This window comes from Lactiplantibacillus paraplantarum (genome assembly GCF_003641145.1).
Classification (GTDB): Bacteria; Bacillota; Bacilli; order Lactobacillales; family Lactobacillaceae; genus Lactiplantibacillus; species Lactiplantibacillus paraplantarum.
Window position 1 is genome coordinate 757,775 of the sequence record NZ_CP032744.1, and the last position, 16,487, is coordinate 774,261.

The window sequence follows — 16,487 nt, forward strand, 5'->3', positions numbered from 1 at the left end:
ACGAGCCTTAAAGCTTGCAACTCAATTAACGCAATCGGTTACAAAATGACTAGCATCGTGGCGCCAATGGTTTATAATAATATTTATATTAACTTATGGGAGTGAGTTTATGAAAAAACAATTATTATATACCAGCATTACCACTGCGGTATTATTCGTGGGGACCCAATTGGGTGTTAATAATGCGCAGGCCGACGCAACGACTGATAATGGCACGGGAAACCAGACGACTACTACGAGTGCGACACAGGGGAGCGCTAAGACGGTCACTAATGAACAATTAGCGACCGTCAAACCGACGAGTCAACAGCAGTATCAAACGAATGTGCAAACTGCTAAGGGGAACGTGGCCGCAGCCAAGAATCAGGTTAACGCTGCGCAAACTAAAGTAGCTACCGCGCAGGGGCAAGTGTCTAATCAAAGTCAACTGATTGCGGCCGGACAGAATCAGTACGATGCTGGCAAAGCTCAAGTTGATAGTGCACAACAACAACTTGAGGCTAAAAATCAGGTTGTCGCTAAAGCTGAAAGTCAAGTCAACGCTGATCAAGCAAAAATTGCGGCAGCGGAACAACAAATTCCGGCTGATCAACAACAAATTGCTACTAATAACGTTGCTATCACCAATCAGCCGGCTATCGAAAAGAATGCTCAGGCGACCAAGAACACGGCAGATGCAACTTTGGCTCAAGCTAAAACTGATCAGGCTACGGCCCAGTCCGCGGCTAAGGTTGCCAACACTGTGACTGCAACGAAACAGGCGGACGTTGACCAGGCGACTACCACCCAACAAAAAGCGGCTACGCTAGTTAACCAAGCCCAAGCGGCCGTCACGACTGCTCAAGGCGCGGTTAATAAAAATACGCAGGCAATCAGTTCTGCCAAGACAGCGATTCAAAACACTAGTAAGCAAATCAATGCGAATAAGCAGGCAGTTGCTGGCGCACAAACTAAACTAGCGGCGGCCCAAGCAGCTTTGACGGTAGCTAAACAGCCAACGACCACAACGGAAACTCAGAGCAAGTATAGTGCTGCTGAATTTCCTCAATCTGAACTGACAGGGTCGCAAACCGTGACCGTTGCTTATCCAGCAAACGGCAATTATGTGCCCAATGTTGATAAGATTAATCAGTACATGTTTGACTATATCAATGAGTTACGGGCATTGAACGGACAACCAGCTCTAAAGCAGACCGCAGCGCTACAAAATAATGCGATTGCGCGGGCCGCGGCTCAAACAGACGGCGGCTTGGATCATACTGGTTCGATTTATGCAGAAAATCTGACTCAGCTGTTCCCAGATTGGTTCCTTAGTGATCAAGAAGTCGCCTATGAAGCTATCATGGGTTGGTACGATGAATCTAATAACGTTGAGTCGGGCTCATTCGGTCATCGGATCAACTTAATTTATTCAGAGGGTAATGCAGGCGTGGCGGCTAATTTAGCCAAACATGTCGCTGCTTTTGAAGTTGATAATAGTGGTATGTCTGAAGCAGAATTCAATAAGTATTACAACCTGTTCTACACGGCTCACACCGATGCTGCCACCAAGACGAAGGCCTTACCGGCTATTACGTTCAAATATGTACAGACGACACCAGCTGATCCGAAGAAGATTGCCGCGGCTAACGCAACGTTAAATGCTGCAATGGCAAGTTTAAATGACTTGCAAGATACTGGTAAGTCGTTAGCAACTAAGCTGGCTAACCAAAATGCTAGTTTGCAGACGTTACAAAGTCAGACGAGTGGGTTGCAAGCGGCCGTCACGACTAAGCAAGCGCAGGTCAAAGTTGCCGCCGCTAGTCTGGTAACGGCTAATGCTAACTTGGTGCAAGCCAAAGCACAATTGACAACTGCGCAACGGCAACAATCAGTGGCTGATCAAAGCTTGAAGGCGACAATGGTTAAAACGGCCACGGCCCAAGCGACTGCTAATCAGGCGGCTAAAAACTTAGCCAGTGCCAAGACATTAGTCGCTGATTTGACGGCAGAAAACTCCCGGTTGGCAGCAGAGATTGAAGCCTTACCAGCTCAGATTGCGGCGATGAAAGCTCAAAAAGCGATGCGTGAACAACAAATCACGACTGCCAAGGCGATGCTCGCTCAAGCGCAGGCCCAAGTCGACCAGGCTAACAAGCAGCTTGCTGTTGAGAAAACACAATTTGATAGTAAAAAGGCCGACTTGGCACAACTTAGGCAAGTGCTTGGCGCCGCCCAAGTTGATTTAGCCGTCGCTCAAGGTGATTTAACGGCTACCGAGGCCTTCTTGGCACGGGTCGAAGCGAACAAATTTACAACGACAACGGCAATTGCTGACCAAATCTCTGAAAAAGCAACGGCCGATAAACCGGCCAGCGCAACTATCACGGCATTGCATGGCACAACTGCTAAAGCTACAGTGAATGTCAGTGATGCTGCCAACATGACGAATATTAGTGTAGACGCTTCAGCTGGCAATGATTCTAATGCTATCGTGAAAGCAAAACAGCAGTCAACTGGTGCCCAGGCAGCAGTTTTACCGAAAACGGGTGAGGAACAGCCGTCAAGAATGCTTGCAGTGGGCTTACTTGCTGCTAGTTTGGCGTTATTCGGTTTAGTAAAGCCACGCAAGCGTGTGTAGTTTAAAATTTTAAGTTCATATTTCAAAAACAATCAGATAAAACAACCTGAGGCTCAAATATCATTGATTTGATATTTGAGCCTCAGGTTGTTTTATGGATAAATGTGTAAAAATATTTATAGCCGATCCAATCATTTATCTTCGGGGGTTCGATTTTGCTGAAATAGATTTAAGAACTGTAGTAACAATCGGACCTCCTCATCCGTAAAGCCGAGGGTGCTCATCTTTACCGGTAGTTTATCGGAAATCCCGAGTAAGTAGTCCGCCGACGTATCGAGGACAGCGCAAACTTTGATTAGGACTTCAATACTGGGATATGTTTTGCCTTGCTCATAAGAGGTAATGGCCCATTTTGAAATGTCGAGTTGTTTTGCCAGCTCAGCTTGAGTCAGTTTCTTTGCTTTTCTTAACGATTTTAATTTGTCACCAAAATATTCCATTGTCATAATAGCTTAATTCTATAGAAAGAAGTGGTATTTAAAATACAATAATAGCATTGATTATACTAAATCAGCTAATATTATGATATTATAAATGCTAGAAAAGGATTTAAAGTACTATTTTTTATAGTGTATTTTGTTAATGCAAGATTATTGGAGGAATTTGTTATGAAAAAATCGCGAGTTACTTTAATGTCAACAGCTTTGATTGCTGCGGGCGCAACAGCGATTGGAACTACAGCGACTGCACAAGCCGATACGACCAATCCAACGACTAATAATGCGACAACGGGGCAGACGCAAACGGCCAAGACGAGTCAGGCAGAACTTGATGCAAACATCAAGGATGCGCAAGCTGCTGTAAATGATGCCAAAGATAAGACGGGGCAGGCTCAAACAGCAGCTGATGCAGCTAAAAAGACCGCAACACAGTCAGAAAGCCAAGCGTCAACTGCACAAACAACAACGACTAAAGCGCAAACTGATTTAAGTACGGCCAAGACCGATGAAGCCAAAGCACAACAAGTTGCAGATAGTGCGACTGATGATGCGATTAACCAAGCACAAGACGCGGTGACTAACCAACAAAACCAAAACCAGCAATTAACGCAACCAGTTGATACGGCTAAAACGGATGTTGACAAGGCTGGTGACAGTGTGAATAGCGCCCAAACTGTAGTTGATCAAACGAATACTGATGCGACGCAAGCTAATCAAACGGTTGCTAACGCGCAAGCACAAGTCGACCATGCCCAAGACGTTGTGGACGGCAAAGACAGCGCGACGGCCCAACAAAACTTGGCAACGGCGCAACAAGATCTAAGTCAAGCGCAGACCAATGTTAATCAGGCTAACGATGCAACTAAGCAGGCCAGTCAAGCAGCTAGTGATGCACAGACCAAAGTAACGAATGCGCAAACGAGTGTTGATCAGGCTAATCAAGCCCAAAGCGCTGCCCAACAAAATGTTAATACGGCAACACAAGCACAAGCTGCGGCGCAAAAGGCGTTGGATGACGCTCAAGCTAATCAAGAAAATGCAAATCAAATTCATATGAGCCAAGATTACATTGATGCTTTGAATGCGTACAGTCAGGCCTCTCCAAACGATTCTAATTATCAACAAATTTTAGATACCTTGCTTGCTGTAACTAAGAATGAATGGTCACAAAATGGTGGCTATGTGTCGAACAGTAGCGACCAAGCCATTAAGATTAACAGTAAATCTGATTTAGATAAGTATATGGCTGAATTGAATGCGTATGCTCAACAATTAATCAATAATGTTCGCAATCAATTTGGCACTGAACAAGTTCAAGTATCAAATGGTTCCAAGCAAGTTGGCCAACAAATTGGTGATGCTTATACATCCGAAAATCATGAAAATTCAGCCGGACATGATATTGCAACTAATAACACTATCGCTAAAGATAATGGCCTTTCTCAATTGAGTGACCAAGATATGACTACTGTTATGAGTAAGGTTCTTGGTAATTCATGGAACATGACGTTAGATGATTTCAAGAAAGCTTTGTATGAAGCTATGAAATCTTATTTGTTCAACGGCAATGAATGGGACCATGCAACTAGTATTGCTGGTAATCGTTTAGGTGCTAAGGGTAAGAATGTTTGGCTAGGTATTGGTTGGAGCTTCTACACGCCAAGTGATGGTACTTATCAAAGTGCTCCAGTTGCTAACGGGACTCAAATTATTGATAGTATGTTTAATTTCATATATGACTACACTATTCAAGACACTAGCAAATTTGATTCAACACCAATCGAATCAAACACAGTCAGCGCTGATGAAATCAAGCAATTGGAAAGCGACCTCGCCATTAAGAAGACGGCTGCGAATACCGCTAAGACTGCTTTAGCAACGGCCAAGACCAATACGACCAAGGCCCAAAACGAATTAACTGCAGCTAAAACTGCTTTGGCAACCGCTAAGCAGCAACAAGTCAGTGCCCAAACTGCCTTAACCAACGCTCAAGCCGCCGTTAAAACAGCCACGGCCGCGGTCGCAGCAGCCCAAAAAGCGGTTGATGAAACTAGTGCTAGCGATGCTACTAAGCAACAAGCATTGAATGATGCCAAAGCGGCGCTAAAAGCTGCCCAGGCGGTTCAGTCCCAAAAGCAGGCGAGCTTAACTGTGGCTAAGGCTAAACTCGCAACTGCTAATCAAGCACTTACCCAAGCTAAGGCCAAGTTGGCTAGTGCGGAAGCAGCGCTAAAGGCTGGCCAACAAGCGTTAGCTAATAAGAAAGCGTATTTGGATTCACTGACGCATGCGGATGCTAATTTAGCCGCTGCTAAGCAGGCCGTTGTTGATGCGCAAACGGCCTATGATCAGGCGGTTCAAGCGCTTAAGGCTGCCCAAACAACTGCGGACAGTGATGCAGCGACATACCAACAATTACAGCAAGCTGCCGATGCGGCTAAGCAAGCATTGGTCGCGGCGCAAGCTAAGCTAGACCAGTTGTTACAGACTAAAGTACTCAATGATGCCATTGATCGTACAAACCAGGAGACGAACCAGTCTAAGTTCGCCCAAGGGGAACGGGTGACGAATACTGAGTATGACGCGACTAATGGTAGTGGCGCTGCCTTGAATACGAAGCACGCATTAGGTACTGAACATGCTACAACGAGCGGCAACACAGTGACCTTAAAGGCACATCGCGCGTTAAGTACCGAACAGGCTACGACCCTGCAACGGCGAAAAGCTGCAATGGCAGCGGCGACCACTAAATCAACCAGCACATTACCGCAAACGGATGAAACAGCTGGTCGTACGGCTTCGGTACTAGGACTCATGATGATTGGACTAGTTGGGATGCTGGGTGCAACTAAGCGTCGTAAGCGGATTTAATTAAAAAATTGGAATAGAAAGCGGGAAGGCATCAAATGACAAGGGAAGAACTTTTAGACTTTTTGAAGAACAAGCGGAGTGTTACGGCGGTCAACTCCGGAATTGCCGCCGTCTCTTCAACGATTTCAGCGTTGAATTCACGTAAATAATGATGATTGGCTTGAAAAAAATCGTGCTAAGCGCGACGAGTATCGTGATGTTGGTGGTCCTGTCGGCATGCGGCGGGAAAGATGCGCAAAGTCCGGCTAGCGCATCGAGTTCGTCAGCGAGTGTGTCAACGCGTAAACGGACTTCATCAGCGCACAGTAGTCTCGCGGCATCTTCGCAAACAAACAAGGAAACAGTAACCGGAACGCATATGAACCTAGCTGAGATTAAAACCGGTAATTATCGTAGTCTGCTGGGTAGTGACTGGAAAATGATTGGTGCCAAAGTGAATTATCATAAAGGTAATGGTATGGAATTTGATACTAGTCAGGTCGACGGGCAATTATCGATAGCGAAAGATAAGATTACGACCGGCACATTGACCGTCACGAAGAATAGTATTGCGGTCGATGGTAAAAATGAGGTTACCCAGCTTCGTAATAATGGCAAAACATTCAGTGTCTCAACTGAAAATGATGATGATAGTAACTGGGCAATGACGTTCTATCCAGTCGGTACGACTAGTGATTATCAAGTTGACGGTACTAGCAGCACTAATCGTCAGAATCTAATTACCGTTTGGACTAGTAATAATAATTATACGCAGGTCTTTGCGCAAGATACGACAAGCGCCAGTTCAACAACGGCAGCTAATCAGAAAAATGGTGCGCTGTGGAATACTAGTAAAGACAAGCAGCTGGACGCATTTATGACGCAATGGTCACAGACGATGAACCAGGATTATACCAAGTATGATGGTGTGCATGAATTAGACATTTCGACCGGATTATTGTATCCGCGTCATTTGTCAGATGTCATCTTCAAGGGACAACGGGCTTCGATTGCTTGGGCACCAAGCGGTAAGGGCACACATGAATATAACGTTGTCGCGATTTACAACCATGATGGGACTGAGCCGCCACTGCCTAACCATATTACCTATTTCTTTGCGTTTAGAAATGACAGCCCAATCGTGCTCGTTGATCAAAGCCGGGATGGGACGCCTACTCTGGGAGAGACTGAGAATGTGAAACTTAAAGAGGGTTTTGCTCGAATTGCTAGGAATTAATAAAAAATGAAAGCTTGAATGATCGTCATGCAGGTAAATAAGTATATACAGCAACGGAGGAAGTAGATGACAGTTTCTAAGAAAAGTATCATCGGCGTTATTATTGGTATTGTAGTGATTGTGATTGCCATAATTGCACTAAAGCCACGCGGATTGCAGGGAACGTATACAAGTACAAGTGAAGAATTGGGAACCGATACGATTGTTTTTGACGGCAAAAACTATAAAGAAACAGTCGTAAAGACGGTTAACATGTTTGGAAATAAAAAGACTTATAGGGATAAGTATACTGGTACATTTAATGTGGAAGATAATGAAGTAACCTTTGAGGGAAAAACCGCCAATGGGGCGACTGCTAAACTTTCTAAAGATAAAAAAGTATTATCAATTCAAAACGGTCAGCAATTGATAAAAAAAGAGTAATAAGAGGTTGATTAAAGCAAAGTTAGATGACCAGGACCAATTTATTGTATCGATGAAAGTAATCGCTAGGAAAAGCAGTCATTGAGTTGGCTGCTTTTTCGTGTGTCGGGCTAAGCATGATTGATTTTTAGTTGAGTTTATAAAAGTTGACGTCGTCCTTAATGAAAAATCAGCAACTGTTGATTTTCATCTACCCGTCAGGTCAAATGTTTAGTAATATATTAATTAGTGTAACTATTAGAATAATTTTAATTATTTAAGTAAACTAATTTATATGTGTAATTACTTGTAAATCGTTGGTTTTCGTTAATGATTAAGACGGAATGTGTAAACCAGTAGACGACTGGGAACGTCTGTGGTGTAAGTTGCAAGGGAAAGTAAGTTGTGAAAGGAAGAGCGGTATGGGAAAAATCAGGAGCAGAATGATCTTTGAAATTATCACGATTGTCGGTATTTTAACTTTTGCGGTTATCAGTTTAATGCCAGCTACAACGAAGCGACAGAGTGTCCAATTGGATCACGGTCGGATGAGCTACAGCGGGGCAGTGCTCAAACATAAATTTGACGGTCAGGGGACCTTGCAAATTCAGAAACAGGGACGTTATGTTGGTAATTTTGCGAACGGTCGCTTTGAAGGCCCAGGCGAATTCATTGCACCGAACGGCTGGCGCTTGCAAGGGGACTTCAGCAAAGGCGAGCTGAATGGCGTAGTCAAGTTGCGGGTTGGCAACTAGACTTATGCCCAAAAAATTATGGAGGACGGTAAGTTAGAAAATGCGGATTAAATGGTTTAGTTTAGTACGAATAACGGGGCTCGTGCTGGTATTGACGTACCACTTTTTCCAAACCCAGTTTACTGGCGGTTTTATTGGGGTGGACATCTTCTTTACCTTCTCAGGGTTTTTGATTACGTCATTAATGGTGGACGAATTTGCCCGCTCGGATAATTTTAAATTAATGGCTTTTTACGGTCGCCGGTTTTATCGAATTGTGCCACCATTATTTATCGCGGTGTTGCTGGTCTTACCGCTAACTTACTTGATTGATCATGATTTTGTGACCGACATTGGTAAGCAGGTCGCGGCGGCCCTCGGATTTACGACTAATTATTTTGAAATTGCGACGGGTGGCAGTTATGAAAACAAATTCATCCCGCACTTGTTTGTTCATACGTGGTCATTAGCGGTTGAAATGCACTTTTATATTTTATGGGGCCTGATTGCGTGGTTGGTCGCCAAAATCAGTCGGCGCTTAGCAAGTGGCCGGCGTGCTTTGACGCGTTTTCGTTGGGGGTTAGGTCTTTTGACCACTGTCTTTGCAGTCGAAAGTTTTACCATGATGTATTTTGGGGCAGTGGGTCTGAAAGATTTTTCACCGGTCTACTTTTCAAGTTTGACGCATTGCTTTCCGTTCTTTGTCGGCGGGCTTATCGGTGTCTTAAGTGGTATCAAAGCCCAGGGACCGGTCTATCGTTGGACCACCGCGCACTGCAACCCGATTATTGCTGGTGCGGTGATGCTCATTAGTTTCACCCTGCTAGTAACTTTGGGCTACCAAATGAAGTTCGAGGCGCTACAAACGTATCAGGGCGGGCTATTGCTTGCGACCGTACTCGCGGGAATCATGATCTACGGTGCCCGGTTGCTACATGATCAGACGCCCAATCTTAATGAACCACGCTGGATGACGTTTTTGGCGGATGTCAGTTATAGCGTTTATCTCTATCACTGGCCGTTGTACGTGATTTTTTCGCATATGATGGTCAACTGGCTAGCCGCACTAGTGACAACGGTGCTTTCAATCATTTTATCTGCTTTGTCATACTATGTATTGGAGCCAGCGATTGCGGGCAAACGGGCGCACGTCTTCGGCCATACCTTGACGTGGCGACAATTGCAGTTACCTGTTATCACCGCAGGAGTGTTGTTGGCAGTTAATACCGGGGTCGTGGTCAAAAATGCACCACAACTCTCAACTCTGGAACAGAATTTATGGGTGAGTGGCATTTATCAGGATATTGATAAAATTGGAACGACCCACGATGCTGTGTTAGCGGCCGTGGCGCCAAAGAAAAAGACGGCCCCCAAAGCCGATCAAGCGAAGACGCCGGGAGTCTCGATCATTGGTGACAGTGTCACATTGGGAACGCGCAGTTATCTAGGCGCCCATGTCCCTAATAGCAGCATTGATGCGGAAGGCGATCGGACGATGAACCTGGCGTACAAAGTAATGATGAACCAGCAGCGAAACCATACGCTACGACAATACGTGGTGATTTGCATTGGGACCAATGCGTTGGATGATTACGAAGAACAAACTATGAAAATCATTCATGATTTGCAACCAGGACATAAGTTGATTTTGATGACGCCCTATAATGCGCGGGCTGATGCGGACTGGAACTCATCGAAGCTAGCAGTTTTGGAGCGACGCCTACCAGCTAAGTATAAGTTCATTACAATTGCAGATTGGGGAAAAATAGCGGCTCAACATCCGGAAGTCTTTAGGGGCACGGATGGTGTACACTTTGGCGGTATTCGGGCTGGCGATATTCTGTATGCCAAAGTGATCAATCAGGCGTTGGTAGTTGCTAAAAAGACGCCGGCCAAGTCTGCCTAACATGAGGTTGCCTGTAAAAGTGGTTGGCCACTTAACCGGAGTGAAGCGAAAAGTAGTTGATTTTTGACAAGAAATTCAAAGTCAGTTTGCAATATTGCAAGCTGATTTTTATTTTGCGTTGGTAAATGTAGAAGACTGCAGGGCCAAGCGTGGCTAATTAGAATTATACCCGATTATCAAGTCGTTAATAAGCTACGATGTGCATATTGATTGTTCGTTAATAAAATTATAGTTATCATAAGCATGTAATCAAATAAAACTTTAAGGAGTGATTAGAATGTTTGGATGGCTATGGTCATTAATTGTTGGTGGTGTGATTGGTGCGTTAGCAGGTGCAATTACTAGCCGTGACGTTCCAATGGGGATTATTGGTAATATTATTGCCGGTTTAATTGGTGCTTGGATTGGGCAAGCATTGCTTGGTACTTGGGGACCATCGTTAGCTGGTATGGCATTGGTGCCATCAATCTTGGGTGCAATTATCTTAGTCTTAATTGTTTCTGCAATCTTCGGCATGCGTAAGAAACGTTAGGCGGTGATTAGATGAGCCGCTTAGCTAAGTTTACGGTGACGTTAGTCGGAATTGTATTGGTGTTATTAGCGGTTTTCGAACTGGGACAGCTGTACCCGATTCCGTGGCTGACGGCCTGGTTATCGGAAGTAACGGTTAACTACCCAATGGTCTGGAGTAGCTTGTTGATGGTCTTTGCAGTCATTGCAGGAATCGTCGGTATCTTATTGGTAATCGTCGGCTTGTTTCGACCAGTTAAAGTCAGTACGTTGACGTATGATGGCAAAGTTGGTCAGTTAACGATTCCTCAACGGGCTTTGGAACGTGATTTACAGTACCGTCTCGTTAATCAGTTAAATCTGATTGATCCCGAAGTTCATTTAAAATTACGACGTCGGCGCCGGGTACGGGTGAAGATTGACGCAATGGTGAATACCGATGCGCAGTTGGAAACAACGGCCCAACAGGCCGCCAGTTTGGCGCAAGATTATTTGAAAAACCAGTTGGGATTGACGGTTGAACAACCGGTAGTACAAGTTAAGCCAGCAAATCACCAACGTAAGTTAACCGTGGTGTAAAGGAGGGTCCTGATGAGTAACGCACAGTATGGTTTTCTGATTGGACTGCTTTTAGGTATTGTCTGGGTGTTAACCAGTTTTTCGGCAGTCTTATTAGTCGCAGTTTTAGGGCTGATTGGCTGGGCAATTGGACGCTTTGTCCATGTTGATCTAGCCGCACTTAGCCAGAAGTTGAGTGAGTATTTATCTAAATAATGGGAGGAATTACAATGGCACAACCAGAACAACAATTACAGACTCAATTGACGTTTGATGACGGTGTGATTGAAAAAATCGCCGGTTTGGCTTCACGCAATGTTGATGGCGTGTTATCCCTAGAAGGCGGCATGTTAAGCAACTTGACCAACCGTTTTCGTGATGAGGCTGACCCGACGCAGGGGGTCGATGCGCAAGTTGGCAAGAAGCAAGTCGCATTGGACATGACAATGATCGTTGAATACGGTAAGGATATGCGGCAGATTTTTAACCAAATCTGTCAGCGTGTACAGCAAGACGTTGAACGTTATACAGGCTTAAAAGTCATCGAAATCAAAGTGCATGTCAGTGACGTCATGAGCAAGCGCGATTGGCAAGATCAGGCCACTGGCAAGCCAAATACGGATCAGTCAACGGAGAAACGGCAAGTCGAATAGGATGGTCGATTAGCGACTACTAGAGTATTCATTGGCAAGTTGATTTTTGACAAAACAAGGAGGAATTTTGATGGAAGCAACAGCGACATCTTTAAAACCAGAAGTTGTTTTTGACGATACGGTATTGGCAAAGATTGCCAGTAATACAGCTCAAGAAGTTGAAGGCGTATTGAGTTTACAAGGAAATCTGATTGATGACATTTCCAACCGTTTTACGGATAAGGATCGTCCGCAGACCGGTGTGTCAGTGGATACCGATGACGATGATCAGACGGTCGGAATCGAATTAACGGCTATTCTGGCTTATGGTAAGAATGGTCAGGAAATCTTAGCACGCGTGGCAGATAAGGTTGCTAAGGCCGTCAAATCAATGACTGGTTATCAAGTGACCAAGTTAAAATTAGTCGTTAAAGACATGTTAACGACGGAGGAATGGCGGCAACAAAATGACAAGCACGAAAAAGCGCCAGAAAAGAAACACCCAGAACCAAAGGATGACGGCCCACATTAATGGCAGTCGCAACGGTTAAAGGTACCCGCAAATTAGGCGGGTACCTTTTTTAGGTGAAATTTCGGCTCATGATGATAAATGGATAAACTTTACCATCTGTATCGGTCTGTGAGTAGCACTTGCTAATCTCGAAGTCTGCTCGCTGGTATGTGATTTGGGCGCGTTGACTAAACTCAGCTACGTGTAATTGTAATTCACGTGGCTGATAATGGCTGACAATGAATGCAACTAGTGTTTGGACGAAACTTAGTCCGTACCCATGCCCGGTTAAGACGGGTGTCATTCCCAAGCCTACTTCCAGGACATCGGCGTCGGCGGTCGCTTCAATGGCAAAATAGCCGATTAGTAGGTTGCTGTCATGGTCATCGGTAACTTGATAGAAGCGGTTCCCACGTTGCTTAGAAGACAAAATTTCAGCATAATCTTCAGCGTCGGCGTCGGTATTATAAAAGGCGTATTGGCTTGGGTAGTGCCAAGTTGCTATTTTCTCAGCGTTAGCCTGAGATAAGGAGATGATTCTCATCGGCATTCTCTAAAATAGACTTTCTAATTTTATGCTAGCTTAACTCATCAAAATACCATAATCAAGTGAAGTTCATTATTGGGATTGTCAGTATCATTAATATTTTTATTTGGCACAAAAGTGTACAATAATATCAATGAGGTGATTAATATGAAAATTGGCATGCGAGCAAACCGACCGTTTATCATTACGGATGAACAGCATGGACAAGCCGTTTTAAACGCGAAGACAGTTTTGGAAGCGCTATATATGTCAGCGCTGGACCGGCAGCTTGGTTCGATTGAAACGTTTGCGCCACAAGAATTAGCGGCACCCGTCACTAATCCGCGGCAGATTTTTGCGGTAGGCATGAACTACCGCGACCATTCGGCGGAGATCCACATTACCCTGCCGAAGGTCCCAAGTATTTTTACGAAGTTTAGCAGTTCACTGGCACCAGCGAACGTGACCGTGGCGACGCATGGCCCCCAGACTGACTGGGAAACTGAGCTGGTTGTGATGATTGGTAAGGGTGGTCGCGAGATTGCGGCGGCTGATGCGATGGCCCACGTTGCCGGGGTGATGGTTGGTGAAGATTTATCGGACCGAGCCGTACAGTTTGAAAATGACAATCCGCAATTTTCAATGGGCAAGTCATTTGAAAACTACGCACCAGTTGGACCGTGGTTGACGACCGTCGATGAACTGGCTAACTTAGACGATGAAGTAATCACGACTACCGTCAACGGTCAGACGATGCAGCAAGCGCCGTTGAGCCAACTGATCTTCAAGGTACCAGATTTGGTGCACTACCTGTCGACAATCTGTGAGTTACAACCAGGTGATTTGATTTTTACCGGGACGCCTAGTGGGACCGGCGTTGGTCGCAATCCCCAAGTCTTCTTGCAAGCCGGCGATCAACTGTGCGGTGAAATTACGCATTTAGGGGCGTTAAATATCAAAATTAAATAAATGAACGTAGTCGGTAAGTGTGAGTGGTGAAGGTTTATAATATAACGCCAATCACAATACCGACTTTTTTTGGTACCATAAAAGTAATCATTTAATAGGGGGATACCGGTGCGGGACCGGTGAGGAGAGATATGAAAAAGGTGTGGGTCGGATTAGTATTAGGAAGTTTGCTATTGGCGGGATGTTCAAACTCGTCCAAGTCGTCAGCGCCTAAGACGAGTCAAAAAGCAATGTCAACTAAGGTGGCGTCAAAGCAGACCACCAAGCGAGGTAATGCAACGTCAACCAATGAATCGGGATCGCAAGCTAAGGCCACGTTATGGAATGTCGGCAAAAAAGCGGCTTTATCGACATTTATGGCTTCGTGGCAACGTGAGATGGGACAAACTTATGTCGGGACTTATGATGATAAGGCTCCTGATCATTTAGGCTTTCGTTTTCCTGATGCTTTGCGCGACGATAGCTTAGCTGGCAGAATTAAATGGGGTTCGCAGTCAGTGGATCTCAAATGGTCTAAAGACGGTGAAGATAGTAGTGAATTTCAAGTGGTGGCGGTCGCCACCGGTGGCAAGGCGAATGCGCAGTATCCAAACACGTACTTTTTCTGCCTCCATAATCGACGGCCAGTCGTCTTTGTGACTCAGACAACGAACGGTGATGAACTGTTCATTCATGATACGCAAAACAGTGCGTTGCAAGCCGGCTTTGCTAAGATCATTACGGGCAGTCGACCGACGACACTGACAGATAGTGCGTTGAACGTGAACATGAGTCGTGATGCGAAGGCTAATCAATGGCCTCAAGGTTATCAAGGGACTTGGTATTATTATGATAAGTACGATCACAAGATTAATTCGATGACGCAAAATGATACCGACGGGTTGAAGCTATCTTATGCGGCAGCTGAGGGACAAAAATGGATTCATATTATGGGGGCCGAGCAAACTGCTGGGGCCGGTAACTTTGAATACGTGCGTTATCATTATTTTGATGGCCGCCAAATTCCAGTCTTAATGAATGCTAGTGGTGCTGGGGCCTGGTTCGATAATAACGCCTATCCTTCAGCAGCCGCGGCAAATCAAATGCGTGACTGGCAATATGGGGATGAATCAAAGACCAGTCCAGCCGCTGACTCATTAGACTAATTAAGGGTGTCATGAGCGGTAGTTTGGGTAGGATAAATTAATTATTGTGAAAATATAATATTAATGAAAAAGCCGGGACAAATGCACGTAAATTGCCCCGGATTTCATTTTGTAAAGTTTGTGTATATATTGAAAAGCCAAGAGTGATTTTCTGAAAAGTAATGCTATACTATGACATAAGTTCACGGTGTCAAGACAGCTAGCTAAATCTTTTGAACGTGTGAACAGCGCAATAGTTAAAGTTAGTTATCGGTCATGATTACTGTCGTTTGGGGGAATGGCGTGATGATGATGACTACCGTCAACGCAGGTGTGCGCAATTGGTCAAAGAGTAGGAAATTTAAGTGAAAAGGGTGAAAAATATGCAAAAGAATACGGAACACACGCTCAACGTTACGATGACGATGATTTTAAAAATTGGTAGTGCTCGTTCACTGGTAGCAGCTGCCTTGACAGATATTGCAAGTTATCGGTACGGAGCAGCACGTGAAAAGCTAAGCCGGGCCGAAGTTGAACTGATGACGGCCCAGCGCTTGCAAGTTCGGCGATTAGTCGAGAATGCGCAAGCCCAACGGTTTGTCCATTCGACACTCTTCATGAATGCGCAGTCGGCGTTGGTCAGTGTAATGGGCGAGTTTCAGATGACAGAGAACTTGATGGGGGCGTTTGAACGGTGGGAACCAGAAGTAGCCTAGGCAGCGGTATTGCGTTGATTTGAAGGCAGCGTTGATAGTGCACGATTAGATCTTAGAAGCGGGTACTTGGTAGCAAATTAAACGGATAGAGATGGGGTTAAAAAATGACAGTTACTTTTAGTAATGAACATGATCACAAATTTCAGAAGATTACTGACCAATGTTTTACTGCCAATCCGAAACTACTGACAAAAGCGAGTTTATCAGTACCACTAGCTACCCGTACCATCCGACCGCAACGTTATTTTGTGGCGACCAAGATTAATCAGGCAACATTAGCGACTGCTGCATGGCAACCAGTTACGGGCGCCATCGCGCTACATAAGCATGAACGCTTAATCTATGATTTGGGGGCGCTGTATGTAGGTCACTTTCAAGTTGCCATTGACGTGGCTGGTTCACCGATGGACGCGCCGTTGCTGATGCGGACACGGTTTGCTGAGCGGTTGCAGGAATTAAGTGTCGATGCCAGTCGCGTCACAAGTTGGTTGCCAACGGCTTGGATTCAAGATGATATGCGTCACGTTGAATTATTACCAGCCACGGTCAACTTTGAGCGTCGTTACAGCTGTCGCTACATTATGTTGGAGCCGGTGGGCCAGTCGTTAAAGTGGCAGCCGGTGTTGGCGGATGCGGAGTTTGAAAAATCACTCGAAGATTTCAGTCAGGCAGCGTGATACTATCGTTGAAATCAACTATTATGAATAGCACGATACCGTCAGAACTATAGTCATTAATAATCTGGATTGTCG

General features: G+C 45.1%; 17 protein-coding genes. 15 read left to right on the forward strand and 2 right to left on the reverse strand.

The window, feature by feature from the left end; translation table 11 throughout:
- The first annotated feature begins 109 nt into the window (after nucleotides 1–109).
- Nucleotides 110–2,620 carry a CAP domain-containing protein gene (locus LP667_RS03590; RefSeq protein ID WP_021730187.1) on the forward strand — a complete coding sequence of 837 codons (2,511 nt, stop codon included), beginning with the start codon at nucleotides 110–112 and terminating at the stop codon, nucleotides 2,618–2,620.
- A 131-nt stretch (nucleotides 2,621–2,751) separates the two neighbouring features.
- On the opposite strand, the gene LP667_RS03595 is transcribed toward LP667_RS03590, so the two are convergent.
- On the reverse strand, nucleotides 2,752–3,066 hold the full coding sequence (locus LP667_RS03595; protein ID WP_033609205.1) for a helix-turn-helix domain-containing protein: 315 nt from the start codon (nucleotides 3,064–3,066) through the stop codon (nucleotides 2,752–2,754).
- Between the two features lie 162 nt (nucleotides 3,067–3,228).
- Between LP667_RS03595 and LP667_RS03600 the strand changes: the two genes are divergently transcribed.
- From LP667_RS03600 to LP667_RS03645, 10 genes are all read left to right on the forward strand, one after another.
- Entirely contained in the window at nucleotides 3,229–5,931 is a 2,703-nt protein-coding gene (locus LP667_RS03600; RefSeq protein ID WP_021730189.1) for an SEC10/PgrA surface exclusion domain-containing protein, read from the forward strand.
- A gap of 148 nt (nucleotides 5,932–6,079) precedes the next feature.
- Nucleotides 6,080–7,147 carry a DUF4767 domain-containing protein gene (locus LP667_RS03605; RefSeq protein WP_021730191.1) on the forward strand — a complete coding sequence of 356 codons (1,068 nt, stop codon included), beginning with the start codon at nucleotides 6,080–6,082 and terminating at the stop codon, nucleotides 7,145–7,147.
- Between the two features lie 66 nt (nucleotides 7,148–7,213).
- Complete coding sequence (locus tag LP667_RS03610; protein ID WP_021730192.1) at nucleotides 7,214–7,570, forward strand: hypothetical protein; 357 nt, start codon at nucleotides 7,214–7,216, stop codon at nucleotides 7,568–7,570.
- Between the two features lie 401 nt (nucleotides 7,571–7,971).
- Nucleotides 7,972–8,304 (forward strand): MORN repeat-containing protein, encoded by a 333-nt coding sequence (locus LP667_RS03615; protein ID WP_056988365.1) that lies wholly within the window; start codon nucleotides 7,972–7,974, stop codon nucleotides 8,302–8,304.
- A 40-nt stretch (nucleotides 8,305–8,344) separates the two neighbouring features.
- Nucleotides 8,345–10,189, forward strand: a complete 1,845-nt coding sequence (locus tag LP667_RS03620) for an acyltransferase family protein (RefSeq protein ID WP_021730194.1) — start codon at nucleotides 8,345–8,347, stop codon at nucleotides 10,187–10,189.
- A gap of 277 nt (nucleotides 10,190–10,466) precedes the next feature.
- Nucleotides 10,467–10,721: a GlsB/YeaQ/YmgE family stress response membrane protein gene (locus LP667_RS03625; RefSeq protein ID WP_021730195.1), complete on the forward strand. Its 255-nt coding sequence runs from the start codon at nucleotides 10,467–10,469 to the stop codon at nucleotides 10,719–10,721.
- An 11-nt stretch (nucleotides 10,722–10,732) separates the two neighbouring features.
- Complete coding sequence (gene amaP / locus LP667_RS03630) at nucleotides 10,733–11,278, forward strand: alkaline shock response membrane anchor protein AmaP (RefSeq protein ID WP_021730196.1); 546 nt, start codon at nucleotides 10,733–10,735, stop codon at nucleotides 11,276–11,278.
- 12 nt (nucleotides 11,279–11,290) lie between these two features.
- Complete coding sequence (locus tag LP667_RS03635; protein ID WP_021730197.1) at nucleotides 11,291–11,473, forward strand: hypothetical protein; 183 nt, start codon at nucleotides 11,291–11,293, stop codon at nucleotides 11,471–11,473.
- A gap of 14 nt (nucleotides 11,474–11,487) precedes the next feature.
- A complete protein-coding gene (locus tag LP667_RS03640; protein ID WP_021730198.1) occupies nucleotides 11,488–11,910 on the forward strand; it encodes an Asp23/Gls24 family envelope stress response protein in 423 nt (140 codons plus the stop codon).
- Between the two features lie 70 nt (nucleotides 11,911–11,980).
- Nucleotides 11,981–12,421: an Asp23/Gls24 family envelope stress response protein gene (locus LP667_RS03645; RefSeq protein ID WP_021730199.1), complete on the forward strand. Its 441-nt coding sequence runs from the start codon at nucleotides 11,981–11,983 to the stop codon at nucleotides 12,419–12,421.
- 49 nt (nucleotides 12,422–12,470) lie between these two features.
- Here LP667_RS03645 and LP667_RS03650 read toward each other — a convergent pair whose 3' ends face one another.
- Nucleotides 12,471–12,950, reverse strand: a complete 480-nt coding sequence (locus tag LP667_RS03650; protein ID WP_021730200.1) for a GNAT family N-acetyltransferase — start codon at nucleotides 12,948–12,950, stop codon at nucleotides 12,471–12,473.
- A gap of 144 nt (nucleotides 12,951–13,094) precedes the next feature.
- Here LP667_RS03650 and LP667_RS03655 point away from each other — a divergent pair, with 144 nt between their 5' ends.
- The 4 genes from LP667_RS03655 (at nucleotide 13,095) to LP667_RS03670 (ending at nucleotide 16,412) form a co-directional block, all read left to right on the forward strand.
- On the forward strand, nucleotides 13,095–13,895 hold the full coding sequence (locus tag LP667_RS03655) for a fumarylacetoacetate hydrolase family protein (RefSeq protein WP_021730201.1): 801 nt from the start codon (nucleotides 13,095–13,097) through the stop codon (nucleotides 13,893–13,895).
- A 131-nt stretch (nucleotides 13,896–14,026) separates the two neighbouring features.
- Nucleotides 14,027–15,040 carry a DUF4767 domain-containing protein gene (locus LP667_RS03660; RefSeq protein ID WP_021730202.1) on the forward strand — a complete coding sequence of 338 codons (1,014 nt, stop codon included), beginning with the start codon at nucleotides 14,027–14,029 and terminating at the stop codon, nucleotides 15,038–15,040.
- A gap of 362 nt (nucleotides 15,041–15,402) precedes the next feature.
- The gene (locus LP667_RS03665) at nucleotides 15,403–15,735 is read left to right on the forward strand and encodes a PTS lactose/cellobiose transporter subunit IIA (protein ID WP_021730203.1); all 333 of its coding nucleotides are present in this window, start codon (nucleotides 15,403–15,405) and stop codon (nucleotides 15,733–15,735) included.
- 104 nt (nucleotides 15,736–15,839) lie between these two features.
- Nucleotides 15,840–16,412 carry a hypothetical protein gene (locus tag LP667_RS03670; RefSeq protein ID WP_021730204.1) on the forward strand — a complete coding sequence of 191 codons (573 nt, stop codon included), beginning with the start codon at nucleotides 15,840–15,842 and terminating at the stop codon, nucleotides 16,410–16,412.
- Nucleotides 16,413–16,487: the final 75 nt, after the last annotated feature.